The organism is Lacticaseibacillus absianus, assembly GCF_013407595.1.
Classification (GTDB): domain Bacteria; phylum Bacillota; class Bacilli; order Lactobacillales; family Lactobacillaceae; genus Lacticaseibacillus; species Lacticaseibacillus absianus.
In genome coordinates, this window is record NZ_JABEKX010000001.1 from 882,629 (window position 1) to 906,711 (window position 24,083).

A 24,083-nucleotide genomic window follows, 5' to 3' on the forward strand; every position below is an offset into this window, starting at 1 on the left:
ACAATCGTGTATGATAGGGGCAGATCATAGAATCGGAGGGAGACACCATGCGTTTACATCCCAACATCACGATCCGGCGCTTCGCCCGCGCGGATCTCACCCAGTTCGCCGAGTGGGTGCGGCCCCAGATCACTGGCGCCAGCCTGAACCTAGCGCTGATCACGGACACGCACGACCGGACCCAGTTGTCGCGGACCTTTTATGGCCCCAACGGCTTCTGGCACGTGCAGGAGCAGCACTGGCTGGCTGGCGAGCTGCCGATCGACTGGCGCGTGCACCTCGGGGACCTGGTCGATGGATCGGAGCCGAGCTTCCTGACGCTGTGGCGGTTGCGCAACATCGTCAGCGACTATGAGGCCGACCCGCTGCCCTACGTGATCGCCAAGGGCAACCACGACGACAACGACAAGTATGCGGAGCGCAACCGGCGTTTTGCCGGCAGCTTCCATCCGTGGGTGTTCAACGAGCACGTCTTTCGTAAGATGAAGGCGCAAGTCGGCGGCCCGGTGGTCTCACGCCACGGACTGTCCGTGTTCGACTGGGCCAACATCCGCGTGATCACGCTCAACACCTCGGACGTCCCGGTGCGCTGGGTCGGCGGGCGCAAGAACTATGATATGAAAAAGACGCTGGCGGTCACGGCGGCGCAGGTGCAGGAGCTGATCGATGCCTTGCAGAGCGCTGGCTCGCGCGACGTACTGATCATGAGCCACGCGCCGGTGATGACGCGCAGCGGTAAGCCTGGCTTGCGCTTCAATGGGCGTCAAGTCCATGAAGTGCTCCGGGCGTTCAACGAGAAGCTGAGCGGGCGCGTCGAGTTCGGGGCGCATCCGGACTTTGGCGGGCAGGCACGGTTTGACTTTAGCCAGACCCACGGGCGGATCATCGCCAGCCTCTCCGGCCACTGGCATACGGAAGAGGACTTCGCGGTCAATGGGATCCACTACAGTCTGATGAACGTCAGTGCTTTGATGGGCCGCAATCACGGGTTGACCACGCGCTACAACCGCAAGTGGAACCGGTTGATCAACACGCCGACCGAGTATGCCGGCTATGTTGTCTCGGTCGACACTAAGGCGCGTACGTTGGGGGTCTACGGGTACGGTGCAGCCAGCGCGAAGCGATCGTTCAGGTACTAGACCAATGCGGCAGCGATGCCGCCTTTTTTTAGCAAAAATAACGGTAAGCGCTTGCATTTTGCCGGAGCGGATGCTATACTTTAGTCAGAGTTAAGGAAGCGTTCCTCGGTGAACCACAGCACACGAACCAGCTCGAACTAGGTCGTCTCGCTCAACACAATGTTCCACCCGAGAGCCTGGGTACAGCAGAAAACTGTGCCACCAAGTGAACCACAGTGAAATGTCGCAACAAGCAACTAATTGGAGGTGCGAGTCTGACAAAGAGACTCTCCGAACCAAGCGTGACCACTGCGCGTTAACGGTGCACATCGGGCGTTAAGATAACGCCAAACAATGCTAAGTTATTAGGCCGCACCAAGCAATACCGCAGTCTAAGCGTACAAGTAAATATTGTCAGTTAGAGGTGTCGCAGTATCGATTTTTCCACACAAGCAACAGATTCTCTCGACTCTAAGTACACGAGTAGCACGAACGAACGAAGCGAGTTTTGCGAAACAAGTGTAATCGGTCGGAGTTCCAACCAGAACCAGCTGAACGAAGAGAATCCGGGGAACACCTTAACTTAGGACGTCGGCGCGCGAAGTAAGCATGCCGACGTCTGTTTTGTTGTGCGTGGGGCGCGTCACGCGGGGCCGGTGGCGAGCGGTGTGTACGGGGCCGTGTCATGTGGCCCAAACCGTTCGCCACCGCCGCAGGGCACCAGCCCACGCACCGCAGAGACGCCCCTTGACCCTGCAGCGAGGCAGGTGCTACACTGGACCCAACTATAAGCCAAGAGAAGTGTCAGTAGGCAGGCGTCTGTGTGTCAGAGAACCGGTGGAAGGTGCGAACCGGCCAGGGCGTCGACTGAATTACCACTCCAGTGCATTGGCCCGGGTGATGCCGTTAGCCATCGTGAAGAGATGACTGTGTCATAATCTGGGTGGTACCGCGGAGAGATTCGCCCCTGATCAACAATGTTGATCGGGGGCGTTTTTTGGTGGGCCCTTGGCGCAAAACTAGGAGGAACAACATGGCAGACAATATTTTGGACGAGCTCGCATGGCGCGGCGCGTTGAACCAGATGACAGATGAGGACGGCTTGCGCAAGCTGACGACTGACAAGCAGGTCGGGATCTACGCCGGCACGGATCCGACGGGGGACTCCCTGCACGTCGGACACCTGATCCCGTTCATGATCCTCAAGCGGTTCCAGCTGATGGGGCATAAGCCAGTGATCTTGATCGGCGGTGGGACTGGGTCGATCGGCGATCCGTCTGGTCGCAATTCCGAGCGCGTTTTGCAGACGATGGAGACGATCGCGCATAACAAGCAGGCGTTGACCGCCCAGATGGTGCGGATGTTCGGGACGGACAACTTCCGGATCGTCGATAACTACAGCTGGCTCTCGCAGATGAGCATGCTGGACTTCCTGCGCGATTACGGCAAGCTGTTCCCAGTCAACCAGATGCTGGCCAAGGAAGTGGTCGCGAGCCGACTCGAAAACGGGATCTCCTACACCGAATTCACCTACCAGATCTTGCAGGCGATCGACTTCCTGCACCTGCTTCAACATGAAGACGTGCAGGTGCAGCTCGGTGGGGCCGACCAGTGGGGCAACATCACCGCCGGTATCGACTTGATCCACAAGGTCACCGGCAGTGACACGAAGGCTTACGGTCTGACCAACCCGCTGATGCTCAAGGCCGACGGCACCAAGTTCGGCAAGTCCGCCGGCGGGGCGATCTGGCTCGACCCGGAGAAGACCAGCCCGTACGAGTTCTACCAGTTCTGGTTCAACCAAGACGACGCCGACGTCGAGCGCTTCTTGAAGTTCTTCACCTTCTTAGATCGCGACGAGATCGCGGCCCTTGTCGCGCTGACCCAGTCGCACCCGGAGCGCCGCGAAGCGCAACGGCGCCTGGCGCAGGAAGTCACTGCCTTCGTGCATGGGCCGGAAGCAGTCAAGGAGGCCGAGGCGATCTCTGCGGCACTGTTTTCCGGTGACGTGCAGGATCTGACCGCTGCCGAGATCGAGCAGGGCTTCAAGCAGTTCCCTGACACCACCGCCCCGAAGACGCCGGAGAACATCATCACCTGGCTGGTCGACACGACTAAGATCGAGGCGAGTCGCCGGCAGGCCCGCGAGGACGTCCAAAACGGGGCGATCACGATCAACGGGGCCAAGGTCCGTGACGTCGAGGCCACGGTCGACCCGAGTGACCACTTCGATGGGCAGTTCGTCATCGTGCGGCGCGGCAAGAAGAAGTACTTCCTGGTGCGGATCCGCTGACCGCGCCCTGAGGTGCGATGTTACACGGGGTTAACGGCGGCGTCTGGGGCAGATCACAGGCCCAAGCGTCGGGCGTGCAGACGCCGGTGAACTGGTGAGTTGTCATATCCGCGGTGCGGGCACCATGTTATACTGGGATTATCAAACGCGTGAGGTGACCGGAATGCAATACAGCGTGATCGGGGCAAGTTATCAAGACCAATCCTTAGCCGTGTTTTTTGCGGGGATGGACCATCAGGCTCTGCTGAGCTATGAGGCCGCGCAGACCAAGGTGCTCCACTTGCTGGTCGCCGAGCTGTCGGCGTCGCCCCTGCCGGACATTCACCAGTTGACCGATGAGGTGATCGCCTTTCTGGCGCGACCGGCGCATGACCTGCACCAACTGGAGGATGCGACTAACGATAGCCTCTCGCTCAGCTGGCTGTCGGATGATCACTTCTTGATCGCGGTGATGGATCAGACGGAGTCCTACCAGCTGCACCTGGAGGTCGTGCCCGTGGAAGCGGGCCCAGGCCCCAACGATTAGAGATGACATGAGCAAGGCGTCGCTGCCGCGGCGTCTATTTTCATGCGTTTTTTATCCACTTGGCCCGATTGATCACGATCGGGGGATTGCAACAGTTCTGCGTCGGAGCGACTCCGTTTGTTAACTCGCCTGTAACACCGCTGTAACGTTCACTTGCTATACTGCGTAACAGTGATAAACAAATAGGAGTGTGTGAGTTCATGAAGTTAGCAAAGACATTAACACTGATCGCCGCGGCGACACTGATCGGCGCCGGCACCTTCAGTACCAGCGCCATCGTATCCGCGGACAAGGCGACGGAAGCCGCCATCAGCGCCAAGAAGAGCGAAGGCGACACGTTGGCCAAGCAACTGGCCGCCGCCCAGATGAAGCTCAGCGACATCGACAACCAGCTGTCCGACAAGACCGTCGCCATCCAAGACGCGCAGAAGAAGATCAGCGCAACGCAAGCGACCATCACCGAATACAGCGCCAAGATCGCCAAGCAGGCTGAAGAGATCGCTGCCCGGAAGGACACCCTGAAGAAGCAGCTCGAATCCCTCCAAAAAGAACTCGGCGATTCCGTGACCGGGAACGTGTACTTCGAATTCCTGCTCAAGTCTAAGGACCTGTCCGACCTGATCTCTCGCGGCGTCACGGTTTCCAAGCTGAACGACGCGAACAAGGAAGCCCTCGATGACGTCAACGCGGCTAAGGCCAAGATGGACGACCTGAAGGCAGCCCAAGAAGCCAAGAAGACCGAACTGACCGACACGAAGACCAAGCTTGAAGCAGACAAGGCCAAGCTGGTCACCCTCAAGGCTGATTCCGCCAAGGCGGCGCAAGCACTGGCTAAGAAGATCGCCGACAACAAGGATGCCGTTGCGGCGCTCGAGAAGAAGCAAAGCGAAGCTGCCGCCGCTGCCCTCAAGGCAGTCCAGGCCGCTGCCGCCGCTAAGGCTGCGGCAACCAAGACGGTCACCACGACGACGACCACGGTCAGCACGGGCCAAGCGAACGTCAACACGCCTTCCACGCCAAGCACCCCAACCGTTGTCGGTGGTGGGAGCAGCGCACTGGCCGGGATCGCGGTCAAGTACCTCGGCATTCCTTACGTGTACGGCGGGACGACGCCATCCGGCTTCGACTGCTCCGGTTTCGTGCAGTACGTTGCGCGTCAGGCCGGCATCAGCCTGCCTCGTGTTTCCCAGTCTCAGAGCCTAGTTGGGACCGTCATCCCTGTCTCTCAGATGCAAGCCGGCGACCTCGTCTTCTGGGGCGGCCGTGGGAGCGCACACCACGTTGGGATCGCGATCAGCAACTCGTCCTACGTTCACGCACCACACACCGGTGACGTCGTGAAGATCGCCAGCACCCAGTGGTACATGCCAAGTTTCGCCGTTCGTCTGTAAGACGTCCATCTACTCACATCACTCACCAAAACGTCTGCCAGCGCAGGCGTTTTTTTGATACAATAAGCGGTAATATAGAAGAGACGGTGGAGGACATATCGTGACGCAGCAGAAGTTGATCGTGATCACAGGCGCGACGGGAACAGGCAAGACGACGGTGAGCCGCTACCTGCGGGAACATTACCACATCGAACGGGTGATGACGCACACGACGCGCCCGAAGCGCCCGGGGGAGGTCGACGGGGTCGACTACTTCTTCGAGACACCGGCGAGCTTTGCGGCCAAGCATTACATCGAGCACGTCACCTACGCGGGCTACCAGTACGGCAGCTCGTACGAGTCGCTGAACGCCGCGTGGCGGCACGCGAACTTCGTCAGCATCGTCCTTGATACAGCCGGTGCGATCACCTATGCCGACCAGCTCGGCGCGAAGATCGCGGTGCTCTACCTGACCATCGAGGATCCGAGCATCCTGCGGGCGCGCCTGCTGCACCGCGGCGATGATCCGGCGATGGTCGAGGCGCGCCTGGCCAGCCCGGAATACAAGCGTGACCTGCAGCTCCCAACGGCGCTGCGCCCGTATGCGCACGTGATCGTCAACGACGACTGGACAGCGGCGGCTAAGCAGATCGACGCCTTTCTCAAGTCCTTGGCGCTGACCAGCGCCGGCTTGTCCGAGTGACCGAATTGTGCTAAACTGAGTCAAATCGTAATCACTCCGATTAACGGAAGCGACAAAAGGGGGACGCCAAGATGATGGGAGCAACGATCGCACTTGAGAAGATCAAGGCGAGCGGGATGCGTATGACGAAACAGCGGCGCGATTTACTGGCCTTTTTGGCTCAGCATGCGGATAGCTACGTGACGGTGACCGAGGTCGATAAGCACATGCGGACGCAGTATCCGGGCCTGTCGCATGACACGATCTACCGCAACGTCAAGGAATTCGAGGCCCTTGGGATCCTCGAAGCTGACGTGCAAGGCGAGCAGGCGACCGTCAAGATGCAGTGCGATTTTCAGCACCCGCACCACCACCACTTCATCTGTCAGCACTGTCACCGCGTCCAAGAGTTGCAGATGTGTCCGCTGGGCTACTTCGAGTCGCAGTTGCCGGGCGCGCAGATCGAGAGCCACAACTTCGAGCTGTATGGGCTGTGCGCGGACTGCGCGGCACAGGCCGAACACTAATGATGAGCCCACAAAGCAGGCCTTGAGACATCTTGTCTCAAGGCCTGCTTTGTGGTGTGCGTGCAGTCAGGGTCAAGCGGATCGGGCGTGGCTCAGTTGCGTGTCTCCAGCTGCCGGCGAATGTCTGCGATCGCGTGCTTATCGCCGGAGAAGATGATGTGATCGCCCAGGTGGATCTGAATGTCACCATGCGGGGCAATGAAGTGGTTCTCGCGGAAGATCTGTGCGATAGTGATCGAATCGATGAACGGCAGGCTCTTGATCTCCATGCCGGTGAAGCGCCGGTTGAGCACGGTGATCTCGAAGATCCCGGATTCGGTAGCGTCGAGGATCTTCAACGTTGACGGGGATTCGATCAGGCTGCGCAGCATCGAGATGTTGGCGTCGAAGGTGTTGTAGATCTCGACGCCTTGCGCCGCCAGCTCGTCGTATTGACCGTTGGCGACGTTCTTGGCCTCGAAGCGTGCGATGATGCGCGGAACGGCTGCGGCGATCGCCCACTGCGCGAGCTGGTAGTTCTTGTCGTGGTCAAAATACGCGAGCATCAGGATGTCGGTGTCAAACGCGCCCGCCTCGCGCAGGGCGCCTTCTGAGAGGCTCGGGAGCAGCTTGATGTTCGCCTCGGAGTTGTAGGTCGTGTACTTCTCTGGGTCATCGGTGTACATCGTGATCTCATACAGCCCGCGCGAGAGCTGCTGGGCGATCGGGACGGTCATCAGGTTGGCGCCGATGAAGTGCACGCGGGTCTTCTTGAAGTCGTCTTTTTCCGCCACATAGAACCGGTTGAAGAGGATCGGCGAGGCAATGCAGGTGATGATCGCGGCCAGCGTGAACGCACCGCTCTGGGTGGCCGTGACGAAGCCCAAGTTCTTGCCGACCGTCAGCGCCGGGATCACCAAGGTGATGGTGGTCGAGATCAAGAACGTCCCGGCCAGTGCGTTCGCCCGACGGAAGCGCAACAGCAGCACGGGGACTAGCAGGACCTTGGCCAGCAGGAAGCTGACGAGCAGGATCGGGATCAGGGCGAGGCTCCGTGGATCTTGAAGCAGCGCCTTGAGGTCGATGTTCGCGCCGGTCATGATGAAGAAGATCGGGATGAAGAAGCCGTACCCCAGGCTGGTCAGCTTGTCTTGGGTCTCCTCGCGCGGACGCAGTAGCTTCATCACCATCCCGGCCAAGAAGGCGCCGAGGATATTCTCGGCCCCGACGGATTCGGCGATCGTGACCAGCGTGATGATGAGGAAAAAGGCCAGGCGGATATCCAGCTGCGTCGTGCTCTTATCGATCTTGGCGAACCACTGATACGGCTTGCGGAAGCGCAGCAGTAAGACGATGGCGGCCACGAAGATCAGCAGTAGCCACCACACCGAGCGCGTGGTAGACCCGTTCAGACTGGCGTACACGGTCAGCGCGATCAGGGGCACGACCTCACCGAACGCCGCCAGTAGCAGCATGGTCTGGCCGAAGGGTTTGCTCAGCAGCTCCTGTTCCTTCAGCGCGGCGATCACGACCCCCAGTGCGACGGTGGCGAAGACGATGGTCGCAAAGCCGATGTGGTCGAACAGCCCGAGGAGTTGTAACAGCCCACTGAAGCCGAGGCTGGCGAGGATCACACCGCCGTACCCGAGCAGCGCGAGCTTGGCCGGGCCGATCTGGCCGTCCCCCTTGGTCGGCTTGAACAGGCTGAAGTCGATCTCCATGCCGGACAGGAAGATCAGCACGATCACCCCGAGCTGGCGAAGCTGGGTCAAGACGGCCGTGGCGGTGACCACTCCGAGCAGGCTCTTGCCGAGCACGATGCCGACGACGATCTCGGCGACTGCGGTCGGGGTACTGGTGATGCGCAGCTTCGCCATCGCCAGCGGGATCACCAGCGCGGCGAACAGAACGATGAGCAGTGAGATACTTTCCATGACGGGTCCTTTCCGGTACAATGGTTAGTCAAAAGATAACGTCATTATACCTGAATACAAAGGAAGTGTTACCTCATGAGCAGAAAATCATTGATCAGCGGCACCTGCGCGCTGATCGGGCTTCTGATCGGCTGGCCGTTGCACAAGATCCTGCTGGGCGTCGCGGTTGGGCTCGCGGTCGGGACCCTGATCACGGTCTACACCCCGTGGTTCAAGGGCAAGCGGTGAGAGAAGGCGTGTCCACGCGCGCATGACGCCGCCAGACGCTGGCCCGTTGTCCCGACACCGGGAAAGTGGTATGATTGTATATCCGATTAATGATAAGGAGGGACAGCTTCCATGGCAGATCAAGCACAAGCATTGGAACAGACCCATCTAGACAGCATCATGACGCAGCTCGGCCAGGCGGATAAGCGCCTGACCGCGGAGATCGAGCGGACCAAGGCGGAGGAGCAGGCGCTGAACAAGAACTTCTTCAGTGACTTCTCCATCAACCTGACCAACGACGCGGAGACGATCGAGACCGCGGCCTCGATCCAGCAGCAGCAGCAGATGCTCGACGAGCGCTCCAATTCGTGGCGGCAGTCCACCCAGCAGCTGGCGACGGTTCGGCGCCTGACGGTCAACCCGTTTTTTGCCCGGATCGATTTTCAAGAAGGCGTCGCCAAGCCCGAGACCATCTACATCGGGCTCGGGTCCTTCACGGATGCCAACGGGAAGTTCCTGATCTACGACTGGCGCGCGCCGATCTCGTCTATCTACTACGACGGCGGGCTCGGGCAGGTCACCTACCGGACGCCGGACGGCCCGCAGACGGTCAATGTCGACCTCAAGCGCCAGTTCGTGATCAAGGACGGGCAGATCGAGACGATGTTCGACACCACCGAGACCATCGGCGACCAGATGCTGCTGGAGGTGCTGGGCGAGAAGTCGGACACCCAGATGAAGAGCATCGTCACGACCATCCAGCGGGAACAGAACCAGATCATCCGCGACACGACTGCGGAGCTGCTGTTCGTGCAAGGGGCGGCGGGCTCGGGCAAAACCAGTGCGGTGCTGCAGCGCGTGGCCTACCTCCTATACCGGTACCGCGGGAACCTGACGGCCAGCCAGGTGATCATGTTCTCGCCGAACCAGTTGTTCTCCGATTACATCGGCAACGTCCTGCCAGAGCTGGGCGAACAGAACATGGTCCAGTTCACGTACTACCAGTACGTGACCCGGCGCGTGCCGAACATCGACGTGCAGAACCTTTTCTCCCAGTTCGAACGGGTGCTGAGCCCGACGGCCAAAAAAGTCGCGCGGCTCAAGGGCAGCCTTGCGTTCTTCGAGGCGACCGGGCGCTACGCGGCGACACTTGAAGCCGCGGGGATGCGGTTTCGGGACATCAAGTTCCAGGACCGCGTGTTCATCTCCAAGAAGAAGATCGCCGAGATCTTCTACAGTTACAATGAGAACTACCACCTTGGCAACCGGCTGGCCGCGACCAAGGAGCGTCTGATCAACATGCTCAACCGCCGGGTCGACAGCGAGATGCGTGCGACATGGGTGCAAGAGGCAGTCGAAGGCCTGTCTGATGAGCGGATCCGCGAGCTCCAAAACGACGGCCCGAGTGAGTTCAAGGACGCCGACGCGGAATACAAGTTCTTCGCCCGCAAGATCGTGATGGATGCGTTCAAGCAGATCCAGACTGCGATCGTGCGCAACCACTTCCTCAACGTGCGGGGCCAGTACCTGGCCTTCCTGCGCGACGTCGGGACGCAGCTCGACCTCGCCGCGTTCGACCTGAGTCAGACGGAATGGGAAGCAGAAGTCGAGGCCTTCTTGACTGACTTCCGCGCGCGTCAGCTGACTATGGCGGACGCGACGCCGTACCTATACCTCTACGACCTGATGACTGGGCGACACGGTGAACGCAACATGCGCTATGTCTTCATCGATGAGATCCAAGACTACACGCCGTTCCAGCTCGCGTACTTGCGCACCAGCTTCCCGAAGGCCAAGTTCACGCTGCTCGGAGACCTCAACCAGGCGATCTTCACCAAGTCGGACTCACACACGCTGATCCAAGACGTCGCCAAGCTCTTCGATCCAGCCAAGACCCGCGTCGTGCAGCTGACCCAGTCCTACCGTTCGACCCGCCAAGTGACCGAGTTCACCAAGGCGATCCTGCGTTCCGGCCAGCAGATCGAGGCGTTCGACCGCCAGGGCCCACTGCCGGTCTTGTACCTGCGCGATCAAGTGCAGGATCTGATGGCCGCCTTGCTGAAGCAGATCCAGATCGACAACGACGCCAAGCAGACCACGGCGGTGATCGCCAAGACGCTGAGCGACGCTGAAGCGATCCACGCGGCGATGAAGGCGGCAGGGCTCCCGGCGACATTGATCCGCAGCGAAAACCAGCGCTTGGCGGCTGGGGTGATCGTCGTGCCGTCGTACCTGGCCAAGGGGCTAGAGTTCGACGCCGTGATCTTGTGGCAGGCCAACGCCGAGAATTTTCACGACGAGGACGAGCGCGAGCTGCTCTACACCATCGCCAGCCGGGCGATGCACCGCCTGACGATCTTCGCGAGCCCAACGCTGTCGCCGCTTCTGGCCGATGTCCCACACGACTTATACGAAGAGAAGTGACCCTGATGAAAATGAGCCAGACCAAGGCCGTCAGCACGCACCGCGTGTTTCCGGCCCAGATGAACGAACACGACTCCCTTTACGGCGGCCAGATCCTGTTTTGGCTCGACGAGGCTGCGAGCGTCGCCGCCCACCGCTTGGCGCGGCGCGAGATGGCAACCGGGAGCCTCGACATGATGAACTTTCTGGCGCCGACCCGCCTGGGGGACATCGTCGAGTTTCATAGCCTCGTCACCGGGGCTGGCAGTCGCTCGCTGGAGGTCTTTACCAAGGTGATCACCGAAGCCATCGACAGCGGAGAACGAGTCCTCGTTGCCACGGCCTTTTCGACCTTCGTTGCGGTCCCTGGCCCGGCAATGCCGGCCCTTGAGCCCGACGACCCGGAAGGCGCCCAGCTCGCCGCCGGTTACGCTACGCGCAGGGCGACTAACGACCAGCGGCGCCGGGCGCTGAACGACATTGACTTAGACCTCGCGTGACCCGATCGCGTCTCATCCAAGAGGCGCGATTTTTGGTGTGCCGGTGTCGCGGCCCTGCACACAGCGGGTCGATCGCTCTGTGTCGTTCGGGGTCTCGCCTGGCCGACTGCGTCTTATGTCGGCATAGAAACTTGTGATTTATCGAGAATTCGATTACACTACGGTTAACTTATTCGGAGAAGAGGGATTCTATCGTGCGCATTTAAGTCGCCATTGCAAAGTCACCGAGTGTGCCGATCAATGATCGGCGCACCGTGGGTTTGTGTGGTCTTGGCGCATGATGGATTCCTTGGACGAGGCAGCCTCGACCGAGGCTGCTTTTTTAGTTGCCAGAGCGGCGTCGCACAGCCTGCGCGCCGCCGCTCTGGCGATAAGGCGCGAAGACGGGGGTGAGGGCACTCGCCGTCACCGCCCTGAGTAGCCCACCACCTTGCTTCGGTGCGAGGCGGGGATTGCTCGCCGATCCGACATGTCTTCTCGATCACACGGGGAGAACGAGAATGCTAAAATATTTGACTGAGCAAAAGGGCCGCTTTGCCTTGACGCTGGCGGTCAGCGTGCTGTCCGTCTGCGGGTACGTCGGCTGGAGCTTCTTGCTGCAGGTGATCGTCGACATCGCGACCGGCAAGCGCAGTGGCTCGCTGGTCGCGCTGGCCGGCGGGCTGGTGCTGTACATGGTCGTGATGGACAGTGTGGGTGCGCTGGACCGCTACCTGCGGCCCAGGCTGAAGTGGCAGGCGGCCGGGCGTGCGCGGCGCGCCCTGATGGCCCACGCGTTGGCGATGGCCCCGTCGGCGTTTGCCGAAGTCGGGGTCGGCGCCATGGTCGGCAAGCTGACCAAGCAGCTGGATAACGTGACGACCAGCTTCTTTACCGAATGGCTGTGGATCTTCTACGTCGGGACACAGCTACTGGTGGCGACGCTCGCGACAGTCAGCATCAGCCCGCTGGTGACGGGGCTGATCATCTTGATGAGCATCCCGTCGCTGGTCATCCCGTTTTTGATCAAGGGGATGCTGAACTGGGCGTCTGATGCGCAGGTCGCGGCGATCGACGCATACACCGCCAAGGCGACGGACCTGCTGAGCGGATTTGACACGCTGAAGTTCGCGCTGGCTGGCCAGCGCGCTGCCCAGCAGCACGCCCGCGTCGATGCGGCCTTAGTCGGGGCGCAGACACGCAACACCCGGCTGGAGGCGATCAGCTTCGGTGTGTCAACGATGCTCAACGACCTGACCTACATGGCGGCGTGGTTCATCGGCGCCGTGATGGTGCAGCGCGGGCAGATGGATATGGGCCAGATGGTCGTCTTCAGCACGCTGACCGGCTACCTGACCTTCCCGATGATGTCGCTGACGCAGGATATCCCGAGGCTGATCAGCGGGGCGCGCGCGGCGCGAAGCTTGGCCGCCTTCATTGACGCCCCGTTGCCACCGGTCGCCGGTACTGCCCAGCCGCAAGCGGCCGCCGTCTTGGCCACGTTGCACCACGCAAGCGTGACCGTTGACGGCCAAGCGGTCCTGACCGACCTGAACCTGACCTGGGCGCCGCACGATAAGGTGCTGGTCGTCGGCGCCAGTGGGAGCGGCAAGACCACCCTGATCCGCCTGCTGCTCGGGGAGCTCGCACCAACAAGCGGCGATGCCTACCTGCTGGGCGCCCCGGCGACCGCGCTGGCCCGCGCGACTGTCTACCAGCAGGTCGGGTTCCTGGCGCAGGCCGGCCACATCTTCACCGGTACCGTGCGCGAGAACCTGACGCTGTTCGCACCGGTAGACACAGATGAACCGCTGCGGGCGGTGATGCGCCGCGCAGGGTTAGACGCATGGCTGGCGGCCCACAGCCTCGACACGCCGGTCAGTGATACCAGCCCGGTGCTGTCGGGTGGGGAGAAGCAGCGCCTAGCGCTGGCGCGGCTGTTTCTGCGCGGCTACGCGCACTATGTCTTCGACGAGTTGACCACTGGGTTGGATCCACGCATCGCCGCCGCCTTGCAGCGCGACTTGTTTGCCATGCCGCAGGGGTTCGTGATGATCACCCACACCTATAACGCCGCAGCGTTCGCGCAGGCCGATCAGATCTGGGTGATGGCCGGTGGGCGGATCGCGGCGCAGGGGCAGGCGACGTCACCGGCGGTCCAGGCTGCCTTAGCGCGGCTGGAGCTGACTGCAGCAGTAGCACAGCCAGAACCGGCAGATTAGAGCAGTTCTTGTTGCCTTAAGAATCGCGCGGAAGCGCGATTTTTTTGTGGTAAAACACCCACAGCACGTCAAGAAAACGCTACAATAAACAGGATAGATTGAGACAAGGAGGGACCAAGATGACCACGCTGACTGAGATCCACCGCGCGGGCACATTCATCATCATGGCGGTGAGCGGCCGGCCGGCGCTCGTGCGCCATCTGGCCGAAATGGGCCTGCTGGCGGGCAAGCGGCTGACGGTGATCCAGCCGGCCAGCGGCAGTACGGGGCTCTTGGTGTACTTCCAAGGCCAGCGGCTGGCCATCTCCGACGAGATTGCCGGTCAGATCCAGGTCCAGCCGCTGAGCGCCTTCGCCGAGGCGGACCTGTTGCCGCTGGCGACGCTGGCCCCCGGGGCGCAGGCAATCGTTGGCAAGATTCAAGGTGACGGCCAGTTGCGCCAGCGCCTGCTGGACATGGGGCTGACCCGCGGGACCATGGTCCAGTTGGTCAAGGTTGCACCGCTGGGTGATCCGCTGGAAGTCGCGGTGCGCGGCTACAAGCTGAGCCTGCGCAAGGCCGACGCTGAGGCGGTGCAGGTGGAAAGGGTGGGGGCGCATGAGTGACTTGACGATGGCGCTGGTCGGCAACCCAAACAGCGGCAAGACCACGCTGTTCAACGCCCTGACCGGTGCGCGGCTGGCCGTGGGCAACTGGCCCGGCGTGACCGTGGAGCGCAAGGCCGGCCGGCTGCGCAGTGCCAAAGACGTGATCCTGCAGGACCTGCCCGGCACCTATTCGCTTTCGCCGTACTCCAGCGAGGAGCTGGTCACGCGGGATTTTCTCCTGCAAGGCCACCCGACGAAGGTGATCAACGTGGTCGACGCGACCAACCTGGAGCGTAACCTGTACCTGACCCTTCAGGTGATGGAGGCGGGGCTGCCGCTGGTGCTCGCGTTGAACATGATGGATGTGCTCGCCAAGCAGGACCGCCGCGAGATCAACCTCAAGAAGCTGAGCTACGCCTTGCAGGTGCCAGTGATCGGCATCAGCGCGTTGCGCAAAACGAACCTCGAGGCCCTCATCGCGACGGCCCAGCAGCCAGGCGCCGGACAGTACCCGTACCCGGAGTACGACCCGCGCGTTGAGTCGGCGATCAGCATGATCGCACTGCAGCTGACCGCACTGCCCGAGGCGGACCGGCGCTGGACGGCGATCCACTTGTTCGAGCGCGACACCCAGGTGCAGGCGCAAGTCCGCTTGACCGACGCCCAGCGGCTGGACATCGAGCAGACCATCGCGACCGCGGAGCAACTCTTCGGGGATGCGGCCGACGCGATCCTTGTCAACGCGCGCTACGACTTCATCGCCCGCGTGATCGCGATGAGCGTGATCGATCAAGGCGACTTCGTGGAGTCCGTCTCCGATAAGATCGACCGGGTCGTCACCAACCGCTGGCTGGCGCTGCCGCTTTTTGCCGCGGTGATGTGGGCGGTGTACTACCTGTCGATCCAGACGGTCGGCACCATGGGCTCTGACTGGCTCAACGACACCGTCTTCGGGAACTGGTTGCCCGGGGTGGCGACCCACTGGCTCCGCGCCTGGGCGGTCGCGCCGTGGTTGCAAGGCCTGATCGTTGACGGCCTGATCGGCGGGATCGGCGCGATCCTCGGCTTCTTGCCCCAGATCATGATGCTGTTCCTGTGCCTCGGGGTGCTGGAGGACTGCGGCTACATGGCGCGCATCGCCTTTGTGATGGATCGGCTGTTCCACCGCTTCAACCTCTCCGGCAAGGCCTTCATTCCGATGCTGATCGCGACTGGCTGCGGCGTGCCCGGCATCATGGCGACGCGCACCATCGAGTCCGAGCGCGACCGGCGCATGAGCATCATGTTGACCACCTTCATGCCGTGCTCGGCCAAGCTGACCGTGATCGCCCTGGTCGCCGGCACCTTCTTCCCGCAACAGTCATGGGTCGCGCCCAGCGCTTACTTCATCAGCATCCTCGCCGTTGTGTGCTCGGGCATCTACCTCAAAAAAACGCGGCTCTTCGCCGGCCCGCCGGCGCCGTTCGTGATGGAGCTCCCGGCTTATCACCTGCCGAAGCTCAGCAACCTCGGGCGCAGCGTCTGGCAGCGTGCCGCGGCCTTCGTGCATAAGGCCGGCACCATCATCTTCCTGTCCTGCGTCGCGCTCTGGTTCCTCGCCAACTTCAACTGGCGCCTGCAGCTCGTGCCGCAGAACCAGAGCCTGCTGCGCGGGTTGGGGGAGCTGCTCGCCCCAGTGTTCGCGCCGCTGGGCTTCGGGGACTGGCGCGCCGCCGTCGCCACCGTGGCCGGGCTGATCGCCAAGGAAAACTGCGTCGGCACGCTGCACATCGCCTTTGGGCCCGGGAACTTCGGCGACCAGCTGCGCGGGGCTTACGCGCCGATGGCCGGTTACGCCTTTCTTGTGTTCAACTTGCTGTGTGCGCCGTGCTTCGCGGCCATCGGCACCATGTACAAGGAGTTCGGGGACGGCAAGTGGACCTGGTACGCCGTTGGCTACCAGACCGCTGTCGCCTACCTGCTCAGTGTGCTCGTCTATCAGCTGTCGCGGCTGGCACTCGGGACTTTGACCCTCGCCGGGGCAGGGTGGCTCGTCGCGGCGACCGCATTGATCGGTTACGGTCTGTTCGTCAAACGTGAACGCCCGGCGCTAGCCGTGGCGTGAAGGAGGACATTATGGCAACTTGGATCATCAGTGGCATCATCGTCGTGGCTGTCGCCGTGGTGGTGTACAATCAGTTCTTCAACCGCGCCAAAAAAGGGGCCGGCTGCAGCAAGTGCTCAGACGTCGGCTGCCCGCTGTTCGATCAGGCCCAGCGCCTGCAGCAGAACAACAAGAAACACGCCTAATCCATAGACATAGGGGACACCATGGAATCCTTAATGAATTACTACCGCTTCAGTCGCAGTGAGTGGTCGACCTTTCACGCCCACAACTTCGCGTCCGTCACCGATTCGGAGCTCGAGAGCCTGCGGTCTTTGAACGACGCGATCAGCATGGACGACGTCAAGGCGATCTACTCGCCGCTGCGCCACCTGCTGCACCTGCGCTACCGCGACTACCAGCGCGCCGAGTTCGACCTCAGCGAGTTCCTCGACGTGCCGCACCATACACATCCCTTCATCATCGGCATCTGCGGCTCCGTTGCCGTGGGCAAAAGCACCACCGCCCGCTTGTTACAGTTGCTGCTCGCCCGGGCCTACCCCGATAAGCGCATCCAGCTCATCACCACCGACGGCTTCCTGTACCCCAACGCCGAGCTGGAGCGCCGTGGCATCCTCGACCGCAAAGGGTTCCCCGAGAGCTACGACATGGACCTCCTGATCCATTTTCTCAACAATGTCAAAAACAACAGCGGCATCGTCCGGGCACCCAAGTACAGCCACCAGATCTACGACATCGTGCCCGGTGAGGAGGAAGTGATCGACCACCCCGATATCCTCATCGTCGAAGGCATCAACGTGCTTCAGCTGCCCAGCCAGGAACCGATCTACGTCTCGGATTACTTCGACTTCTCGCTGTACGTCGACGCCGACCCGGCCCTCATTGAGCAGTGGTACCTCGAGCGCTTCGGCATGCTGCTCGACACCGCCTTCACCGACCCGACCAACTACTATTACCAGTACGCGATCGGCGACCGCCAAGACGCCTTCAACATGGCGCGCCAAGTCTGGCGCGACGTCAACCTCAAGAACCTCAACGAGTACATCCTGCCGACCAAGAACCGCGCCGACATCATCCTGCACAAGACCGACAAGCACGTGATCGATAGCGTGGCGTTAAGGAAGTTCTGAGGAGACCAGAGCGCAGGACTCGCGGGCTTAGCGGGACGGATAGCCTAGCCACCACCGTTGAGCCCCGATCCTGGGCTCGACGGTGGTGGCGTAGCTATACGCGCCCGCGTTGCGAGTCCGGAGCTCGACGCCGCGCGAGTGCATAATCCATGTTGAGCTAGACGGATCGTCAGCGGAGAACGCATCATGCTGGCGCTCGTTATAAACCACTTCGAAAAAGCCATCCGCGCCCGCGCCGGATGGCTTGCCTGCACCTATGGGGTTAGCACCCCATCGTGAAGAACACGATCACTGGCGCCACCAGCCCCGCGGCGGCCAACCCCAGTCCGATCTGCGTCAATCGCCGGTCTTTCCGATGCACGCCGACCCCGGCGAGGAGCAGCGCGCCACCTGTGCATGTGGCAAAAAATGTTGTCATTTAGTCGTCCTCCTTAGCCCTAATCACAGTATAATAGAAAAGTTGTGAGGCGGGGCGGCCTGCTGAGCGCTTTAGGGAATCTTAGGCGCGCCGATGAGCCTTTTCACAGACGCATTGACCATTGGGGCAGTTTTCAGTATCATAGGACTATTAAAAATAAGGAGCGTGGCAAAACGTGGCTAAGACGACCCAAGACTATGACAAGATCATCGTCCTCGATTACGGCAGTCAGTACAACCAATTGATCACGCGGCGCATTCGCGAGTTCGGCATCTACTCCGAGCTCAAGCCGCACACCATTACCGCAGAAGAAGTGCGTGAGATCGCGCCGAAGGGGATCGTCTTCTCCGGCGGCCCGAACTCGGTGTATGACGAAGGCGCCCTGGGCGTGGACGATGAGATTTTCAACTTGGGGATCCCGATCCTCGGCGTCTGCTACGGCATGCAGCTGATGGCCCAGCGCCTCGGCGGCAAGGTTGAGCCCGCCGCTAACCGCGAGTACGGTAAGGTCGACATCACCATCACCGATCCGACCGCGGCCGTGTTCAAGGACCTGCCGGCGCAGCAGACCGTCTGGATGAGCCACGGCGACCTCGTGCGCGAGGCCCCGGCCGGCTTCCGCGTCACCGCCACCTCCGACAACTGCCCAATCTCCGCTATGGACGACGACGCCCGCAAGTTCTACGGCATCCAGTTCCACGCCGAAGTCCAGCACACCCAGTACGGCCACGAGATCCTGCGGCATTTTGCCTTCGACGTCTGCGGCGCTGAGGCCAACTGGAACATGGGCGACTTCATCGAGCAGCAGATCGACGCGATCCGCGCCGAAGTCGGGGACAAAAAGGTCCTGCTCGGCCTCTCCGGTGGCGTCGACTCCTCCGTCGTTGCCGCGCTGCTCAACCAGGCCATCGGCAGCCAGCTGACCGCCGTCTTCGTCGACCACGGCCTGCTGCGCAAGAACGAGGCCGACCAGGTGATGGACTCCCTCGGCAAGGGCCTTGGCGTCAACATCATCAAAGTCGACGCCCACGAACGCTTCCTCGGCGACTTGAAGGGCGTCACCGACCCTGAGCAAAAGCGCAAGATCATCGGCCGCGACTTCATCGAAGTCTTCAACGCCGAGGCGCGCAAGCTCGACGGCATCGAGTACCTCGCCCAGGGCACGCTCTACACCGACGTTGTGGAGTCCGGCACCGACACCGCCCAGACCATCAAGTCCCACCACAACGTCGGCGGCCTGCCGGAAGACCTGAAGTTCAAGCTGATCGAACCGCTCAACAAGCTCTTCAAGGACGAAGCCCGCGAGCTCGGTGAACGCCTCGGTATCCCGCACGAACTCGTGTGGCGCCAGCCGTTCCCGGGCCCAGGTCTCGGCATCCGCGTCCTCGGTGAAGTCACCGAAGACAAGCTCGAGATCGTCCGCGAATCCGACGCCGTCCTGCGCGACGAGATCAAAAAAGCCGGCTTGGACAAAAGCATCTGGCAGTACTTCACCGTCCTCCCAGGCTTCCGTTCCGTCGGCGTCATGGGCGACGGCCGCACCTACGACTACACCATCGCCATCCGCGCCATCACCAGTATCGATGGGATGACCGCCGACTTCGCCCGCATCGATTGGGATGTGTTGCAGAAGATCTCCGCCCGGATTGTTAATGAGGTGGGGCACATTAACCGGGTGGTTTATGATATTACGAGTAAGCCGCCTGCTACTGTGGAATGGGAATAAAAGGTACATGTGAATTGAACCCGGAATGTTGATTTAACGGCATTTTCGGAAGATACAAAGGATACGATTGGCGGGGAAATTGTTACGTTCCCCGCCAAAATCCCCGCCAAGTTTGGGCCGATGAGGGCTGAGCTGGCGGGGATTTTTAGTGACTTGTCATTAACGCCCGGGCCATCCGATGTCCTGCAACAAGAGTTCGGAAGTTAAGTATTTTGTAAAAAGCATAAGGCGTGACAGACCCGAAAATTTGTTGAATGAAAGATTACGCAAAGACGAATATTCACTAACCAAATCGAGTAAAATAAAACTAATAAGAACCCATTGGAGGATAAGCTGATGCCAGCTAAAAGCAATGAACTGAAAATCGAGGATAAGCTCTGGGAAGCCTGTGATAAGTTACGGGGGTCGATGGATCAGTCTACTTACCGAAACGTTGTGTTAGGGCTGATTTTTCTGAAGTATGTGTCCGATACATTCGAAGAACGGCACGCTGAACTTGAGGCTACTGAATATCCAGAGGATGCGGAAGATCGTGATTTTTACGATGCCGAAAATATCTTCTGGTTGCCTGAGAATGCACGTTGGTCTGTCATTGCTGCGGCTGCCAAAACGCCAGATGTCGGAACCATCATTGATGCTGCCATGACCTCGATTGAAAACGAGAATGACAGCATCAAAGGTGTGTTACCTAAGAACTATGCTTCTGACGATCTATCTAAGGAACGACTCGGTGAAGTTATTGATCTGTTTACCGATGTGCGGGTAGGGGATGAAGAATCGCGAAAGAATGACGTGCTAGGGCGCGTATACGAGTTCTTCTTGCGCAAGTTTGCAACCAATGGTGATGGTGAGTTCTATACACCGCGGTCTATTGTCCGAACGCTGGTAGACATGATTCAACCGTTCAGTGGCAAAATCTATGATCCATGCTGTGGTTCAGGCGGCATGTTTGTTCAGTCTAAAGAGTTTGTGAGTGAGCATCAGGGCAATATCCTTGACCTTTCTGTTTATGGCCAAGAATGGAATCCAACGACTTGGCGCTTGGCAAAGATGAATTTGGCAATTCATGGTATCGATAATAATCTTGGTCCTCGTAATGCTAATACGTTGCTTGATGATCAACATCGTGGCGAACGGTTTGATTACGCGCTGGCAAACCCACCATTTAACGTTAAGGATTGGGGTGCGGATAAGGTTGCAGACGACGCACGTTGGAAGTGGGGAATGCCAGGAAACAGTAACGCAAACTATGCTTGGATTGAACATATTTTGAGTAAGCTTGCGCCATTTTAGGAAACTTGGGGGTATAATACTATACAGACCGTAATTGTTACATAGTTTAATTTTTAGAAATTAAAAGTTTATCGATATTAAAGTTCGGTGTTCAGGAGGTATCAAGGATACGTATGAAGACAAATTTCTGTCCTAAGTGCGGTACATCAGTCTCAAATAATGAAAAATTTTGTCCGCATTGCGGTTTTGATCTGTATGGTCCGACAGATAAGAATAATAACCTGTTGAATTCATCTAGTGCAGCGAAAGCAACGCAAAGGATAGATCCTGCCTCTAGCAAATTTATTCAAGTAAATAATGAGTCGAATTCAACTTCCGAAAATGCTGGACATTCCAAGAAATTTAGCATTTTCTTTATCATGTTGATGGGTTTAGGCATTTTTATTTTTACAACAAAGCCTTGGATGCCAAGGGGATTAGGGACTGCGGATCAGGTGATGCGATATAGCAATAAACATGATCAAAATATTTTACGTATGCGGGCATATGGTCAATTGGATGAAGGTTTAGTTCAGGGAAATGTTGACCATACAATAAATGCCTATTCTGTCATGAAAAATTCCAAAACCGGCACCTTCGTATTCAAGTCACATAATCGTTATGTCTATTTGATACGCATTTACAATAACCATACGGATAGTTATTGGGAAGAAATTATTGCTGTCAAGAAAGATGATAATGATAAAGTCTATCATAAGCAGCTTTCTAAGGATGACATGAATGATATTGACTCAAACGCCTCAGTCGCAGAATCCTGGACTGATTATCAATATGAGGAATGGATCAACTAAAGTAGGGTGAGGTGAATTTTCAGTATCATATATCAGTATTAAAAATAAAAGTATTGAATGAACGAGTGGTATGAAGTGCAAATAAATTTAGCTATCATCAATAATGGCTATGTACACCTGGATTATTCACCTCGGTATTTGGGACATGAAATCGCATCTGGCCGGTCTGAAAGCAACGTTTGGAGCGTTGCGAATACTGACTGAGCGGAGAAGTTGGTGATCGATGCACCACGAACAGACCGACCCAGTTTTCGGCTCGACGCACGACCTATTCAGTTATTCAGTTCAGGTCGCCAACTGATGGACTTCGTCCATGAGCCGACTAAACCAGTTCTTGTAAACATAGTTAGAAGCAAGATGAATCACCACACGACGGGCGTGCCAAGTAATCCTACCGGCGATGTGAAAGAGACTGAACCGTAGCGAGGAGATGGTTGAACGACGGTCTTCCGAGACAAAGAGCTGTTTAAAGAGCTGAACCAGGTTATAGGCAATACCGGTGATCAAGGCTCGTGCAGTGTTCCGTGCAAAAGTTGAGCTGTATGTTTTGTCAAAGCCAAACCCGCATTTCAGCTCCTTAATTTGTTTCTCAGCATTGCCCCGCTGTCTATAGGTCTTGAACAAAGTCTCTGGAGCCTCAGAGGCCAGGCTGGTCACTACGAATGCGTGGTTCCAGGGAACTAGCTCATCTGCCGTATGAGTAGAACATACGATAACACGGTGAGCTTTACCCCATGACGCGGCCTGATACTTGAATTCGTGGTAGACGCATTTGCTCTCTTCATATTTTTGAGGGCAATCCACTAAGGCCGTTTCTGCCAGCTTCCCAAGCTTTGAATTTGCCTTGAGTCGAACCAAAAAGTCGACGCCATGTGTGTCGCACATCAAGTCATCTAGGTCGGCGTCTTCAAGGCGCTTGAAAAACCGTGAAAGTGAGGGCTGTGAGACTAGCCGAGAGCTACCCAAGGTGGCCGCCAGTACGGGATCACGTTGCCAGTCATTGGCACTACTGTCATGTAAATACCCGGCAACGTCGAGCAACAATTTTTCCAAGAAGATGTCGATCATCCAGGCCTTCCAGAATCGTCGTTGGTCTGGTAACTTGAGGCACTGATTGGCAAGTTGCCTAAAGTTGATACGATGAAGAAACTCTTGGAACAAAACGAGCCCGGCGTCATTTGAAAGTTGACCGCCGTCGGCGGTCACAGTCACATTGGTATTGCATTGCAGGGATAAGCTGGTTAAAGTTGAGATGGTGTGAAGCCTCGTTTTCGTGATGGTTTTCGTCGACTCAACCTTAGCATATAGGCGCACCCAATGGGTGAAACACCAAAGCAGCGCAGTCCCGTGTGAATCGTGGAATTGCGCTGCTTTTTTGAAATTCTATGAATAATCCAGGGTACATCATCTAGAAATAGAGTAACTCATTTGCTATTTAATTAGTATGTGGTCAAACCGGGGTCAGATGATATCGGAACCACGCTGAAAAGATTTTCTATAAAGGACGTCAATTGTATGGTCAATAAGAGTTATGAAATGAATTTTTGTGTGTACTGTGGTGCAAAGTTAACTGCTCGAAATAACCTTGGTATGCCTAAAAGTCACGGCGCAAGAGGAATTGCACGTAAATTGCGCCACCGAGGTAAAACAAGACATAAGAAAGGCTACGTCGAGAAACGAGGCAAGATTCCGATTTCACACAAGCTGATTGAGAGACCCTCAGCAGCTAATATACGTTCTCGCATTGGTGACTGGGAGCTTGATACTGTCGTTGGCCGGGACGGTGGTGACGTTCTGGTCACTATGATTGACCGACGTAGCCGATTGTTATTAGCGCAAAGAGCCACAGGTAGGAAGGCTTTGCCCGTGCTTGAAACATTGAAAGCAATGTTCGCAAAGATCCCACATGAAATTCTGCATACAGTCACTCCTGATCGAGGAAAAGAGTTTGGACGGCATGGAGAGCTCACGGACCAGTATCAAGTGGAATTCTACTTTCCCAATCCCCACGCACCTTGGGCTAGAGGAAGCAACGAAAATACAAATGGATTGATCAGGGAATATATTCCCAAGGGAATAGACATCGCTACGATTACAGACGAAGAAATCAACCGAATGGTGTGGCAAATCAATACCCGGCCGCGCAAGATGTTCGGATGGAAATCTTCACTGGAAGTCTTCTGGTCAGAGATGTTCCACTTAGCTTTACAATTCAAGGATGCAAAACGTAGCAACTTAAACTTGAGGGCAATTGCCCGCAGAACATTCTTACACTGTATCAGAGTATCAGAAAT

19 protein-coding genes and 2 pseudogenes are annotated in these 24,083 nt (G+C 58.2%); 18 read left to right on the forward strand and 3 right to left on the reverse strand.

Annotation, left to right across the window (positions count from 1 at the left end):
* Positions 1 to 47: 47 nt before the first annotated feature.
* The 6 genes from HII33_RS03745 (at position 48) to HII33_RS03770 (ending at position 6,516) form a co-directional block, all read left to right on the forward strand.
* Positions 48 to 1,139, forward strand: a complete 1,092-nt coding sequence (locus tag HII33_RS03745; protein WP_179394457.1) for a metallophosphoesterase family protein — start codon at positions 48 to 50, stop codon at positions 1,137 to 1,139.
* A gap of 1,012 nt (positions 1,140 to 2,151) precedes the next feature.
* A complete protein-coding gene (gene tyrS, locus HII33_RS03750) occupies positions 2,152 to 3,411 on the forward strand; it encodes a tyrosine--tRNA ligase (protein WP_179394458.1) in 1,260 nt (419 codons plus the stop codon).
* A 163-nt stretch (positions 3,412 to 3,574) separates the two neighbouring features.
* A complete protein-coding gene (locus HII33_RS03755) occupies positions 3,575 to 3,937 on the forward strand; it encodes a hypothetical protein (RefSeq protein ID WP_179394459.1) in 363 nt (120 codons plus the stop codon).
* A gap of 200 nt (positions 3,938 to 4,137) precedes the next feature.
* Positions 4,138 to 5,328: a C40 family peptidase gene (locus HII33_RS03760; protein ID WP_179394460.1), complete on the forward strand. Its 1,191-nt coding sequence runs from the start codon at positions 4,138 to 4,140 to the stop codon at positions 5,326 to 5,328.
* A 97-nt stretch (positions 5,329 to 5,425) separates the two neighbouring features.
* Positions 5,426 to 6,010, forward strand: coding sequence for a guanylate kinase (locus tag HII33_RS03765; RefSeq protein WP_425483981.1), 585 nt, complete (start codon positions 5,426 to 5,428; stop codon positions 6,008 to 6,010).
* Positions 6,011 to 6,081: 71 nt separating this feature from the next.
* A complete protein-coding gene (locus HII33_RS03770) occupies positions 6,082 to 6,516 on the forward strand; it encodes a Fur family transcriptional regulator (RefSeq protein WP_179394462.1) in 435 nt (144 codons plus the stop codon).
* 92 nt (positions 6,517 to 6,608) lie between these two features.
* Here the strand turns inward: HII33_RS03770 and HII33_RS03775 are convergent, their stop codons facing one another.
* A complete protein-coding gene (locus HII33_RS03775; protein WP_179394463.1) occupies positions 6,609 to 8,429 on the reverse strand; it encodes a cation:proton antiporter domain-containing protein in 1,821 nt (606 codons plus the stop codon).
* A gap of 75 nt (positions 8,430 to 8,504) precedes the next feature.
* On the opposite strand from HII33_RS03775, the gene HII33_RS03780 reads away from it, so the two are divergent.
* The 8 genes from HII33_RS03780 (at position 8,505) to coaA (ending at position 17,561) form a co-directional block, all read left to right on the forward strand.
* Positions 8,505 to 8,657: a Tat pathway signal protein gene (locus tag HII33_RS03780; RefSeq protein WP_179394464.1), complete on the forward strand. Its 153-nt coding sequence runs from the start codon at positions 8,505 to 8,507 to the stop codon at positions 8,655 to 8,657.
* Positions 8,658 to 8,768: 111 nt separating this feature from the next.
* Positions 8,769 to 11,060, forward strand: coding sequence for an RNA polymerase recycling motor HelD (gene helD, locus HII33_RS03785; protein WP_179394465.1), 2,292 nt, complete (start codon positions 8,769 to 8,771; stop codon positions 11,058 to 11,060).
* Between the two features lie 5 nt (positions 11,061 to 11,065).
* Complete coding sequence (locus HII33_RS03790; RefSeq protein WP_179394466.1) at positions 11,066 to 11,539, forward strand: acyl-CoA thioesterase; 474 nt, start codon at positions 11,066 to 11,068, stop codon at positions 11,537 to 11,539.
* A gap of 500 nt (positions 11,540 to 12,039) precedes the next feature.
* On the forward strand, positions 12,040 to 13,740 hold the full coding sequence (locus tag HII33_RS03795; protein ID WP_179394467.1) for an ATP-binding cassette domain-containing protein: 1,701 nt from the start codon (positions 12,040 to 12,042) through the stop codon (positions 13,738 to 13,740).
* Positions 13,741 to 13,859: 119 nt separating this feature from the next.
* On the forward strand, positions 13,860 to 14,345 hold the full coding sequence (locus HII33_RS03800) for a FeoA family protein (protein ID WP_179394468.1): 486 nt from the start codon (positions 13,860 to 13,862) through the stop codon (positions 14,343 to 14,345).
* The gene (gene feoB / locus HII33_RS03805; RefSeq protein ID WP_179394469.1) at positions 14,338 to 16,431 is read left to right on the forward strand and encodes a ferrous iron transport protein B; all 2,094 of its coding nucleotides are present in this window, start codon (positions 14,338 to 14,340) and stop codon (positions 16,429 to 16,431) included. The genes HII33_RS03800 and feoB overlap by 8 nt, the downstream gene beginning before the upstream one ends.
* A gap of 11 nt (positions 16,432 to 16,442) precedes the next feature.
* The gene (locus tag HII33_RS03810; protein ID WP_179394470.1) at positions 16,443 to 16,616 is read left to right on the forward strand and encodes a FeoB-associated Cys-rich membrane protein; all 174 of its coding nucleotides are present in this window, start codon (positions 16,443 to 16,445) and stop codon (positions 16,614 to 16,616) included.
* A gap of 21 nt (positions 16,617 to 16,637) precedes the next feature.
* On the forward strand, positions 16,638 to 17,561 hold the full coding sequence (gene coaA, locus HII33_RS03815; protein ID WP_179394471.1) for a type I pantothenate kinase: 924 nt from the start codon (positions 16,638 to 16,640) through the stop codon (positions 17,559 to 17,561).
* A gap of 262 nt (positions 17,562 to 17,823) precedes the next feature.
* Here coaA and HII33_RS03820 read toward each other — a convergent pair whose 3' ends face one another.
* Entirely contained in the window at positions 17,824 to 17,979 is a 156-nt protein-coding gene (locus HII33_RS03820) for a hypothetical protein (protein WP_179394472.1), read from the reverse strand.
* A 175-nt stretch (positions 17,980 to 18,154) separates the two neighbouring features.
* Here HII33_RS03820 and guaA point away from each other — a divergent pair, with 175 nt between their 5' ends.
* The 3 genes and pseudogenes from guaA to HII33_RS03835 all read left to right on the forward strand — a co-directional run bounded on the left by guaA (position 18,155) and on the right by HII33_RS03835 (position 21,789).
* The gene (guaA, locus tag HII33_RS03825) at positions 18,155 to 19,705 is read left to right on the forward strand and encodes a glutamine-hydrolyzing GMP synthase (protein WP_179394473.1); all 1,551 of its coding nucleotides are present in this window, start codon (positions 18,155 to 18,157) and stop codon (positions 19,703 to 19,705) included.
* 336 nt (positions 19,706 to 20,041) lie between these two features.
* Positions 20,042 to 20,992, forward strand: a pseudogene (locus HII33_RS03830) (type I restriction-modification system subunit M); the annotation flags it as partial.
* 119 nt (positions 20,993 to 21,111) lie between these two features.
* A complete protein-coding gene (locus tag HII33_RS03835) occupies positions 21,112 to 21,789 on the forward strand; it encodes a zinc ribbon domain-containing protein (RefSeq protein ID WP_179394474.1) in 678 nt (225 codons plus the stop codon).
* Positions 21,790 to 22,074: 285 nt separating this feature from the next.
* Here the strand turns inward: HII33_RS03835 and HII33_RS03840 are convergent, their stop codons facing one another.
* Positions 22,075 to 23,103, reverse strand: coding sequence for a transposase (locus tag HII33_RS03840; protein ID WP_179394475.1), 1,029 nt, complete (start codon positions 23,101 to 23,103; stop codon positions 22,075 to 22,077).
* Between the two features lie 261 nt (positions 23,104 to 23,364).
* Between HII33_RS03840 and HII33_RS03845 the strand changes: the two are divergent.
* Positions 23,365 to 23,991: pseudogene (locus HII33_RS03845) on the forward strand (IS30 family transposase); the annotation flags it as partial.
* Positions 23,992 to 24,083: the final 92 nt, after the last annotated feature.

Bases quoted from the DNA above. Each gene is read 5' to 3' on its own strand.
- HII33_RS03745 (WP_179394457.1), top strand. From the start codon at position 48: ATGCGTTTACATCCCAACATCACGATCCGGCGCTTCGCCCGCGCGGAT.
- tyrS (WP_179394458.1), top strand. From the start codon at position 2,152: ATGGCAGACAATATTTTGGACGAGCTCGCATGGCGCGGCGCGTTGAAC.
- HII33_RS03755 (WP_179394459.1), top strand. From the start codon at position 3,575: ATGCAATACAGCGTGATCGGGGCAAGTTATCAAGACCAATCCTTAGCC.
- HII33_RS03760 (WP_179394460.1), top strand. From the start codon at position 4,138: ATGAAGTTAGCAAAGACATTAACACTGATCGCCGCGGCGACACTGATC.
- HII33_RS03770 (WP_179394462.1), top strand. From the start codon at position 6,082: ATGATGGGAGCAACGATCGCACTTGAGAAGATCAAGGCGAGCGGGATG.
- HII33_RS03775 (WP_179394463.1), bottom strand. From the start codon at position 8,429: ATGGAAAGTATCTCACTGCTCATCGTTCTGTTCGCCGCGCTGGTGATC.
- HII33_RS03780 (WP_179394464.1), top strand. From the start codon at position 8,505: ATGAGCAGAAAATCATTGATCAGCGGCACCTGCGCGCTGATCGGGCTT.
- helD (WP_179394465.1), top strand. From the start codon at position 8,769: ATGGCAGATCAAGCACAAGCATTGGAACAGACCCATCTAGACAGCATC.
- HII33_RS03790 (WP_179394466.1), top strand. From the start codon at position 11,066: ATGAAAATGAGCCAGACCAAGGCCGTCAGCACGCACCGCGTGTTTCCG.
- HII33_RS03795 (WP_179394467.1), top strand. From the start codon at position 12,040: ATGCTAAAATATTTGACTGAGCAAAAGGGCCGCTTTGCCTTGACGCTG.
- HII33_RS03800 (WP_179394468.1), top strand. From the start codon at position 13,860: ATGACCACGCTGACTGAGATCCACCGCGCGGGCACATTCATCATCATG.
- feoB (WP_179394469.1), top strand. From the start codon at position 14,338: ATGAGTGACTTGACGATGGCGCTGGTCGGCAACCCAAACAGCGGCAAG.
- HII33_RS03810 (WP_179394470.1), top strand. From the start codon at position 16,443: ATGGCAACTTGGATCATCAGTGGCATCATCGTCGTGGCTGTCGCCGTG.
- coaA (WP_179394471.1), top strand. From the start codon at position 16,638: ATGGAATCCTTAATGAATTACTACCGCTTCAGTCGCAGTGAGTGGTCG.
- HII33_RS03820 (WP_179394472.1), bottom strand. From the start codon at position 17,979: ATGACAACATTTTTTGCCACATGCACAGGTGGCGCGCTGCTCCTCGCC.
- HII33_RS03835 (WP_179394474.1), top strand. From the start codon at position 21,112: ATGAAGACAAATTTCTGTCCTAAGTGCGGTACATCAGTCTCAAATAAT.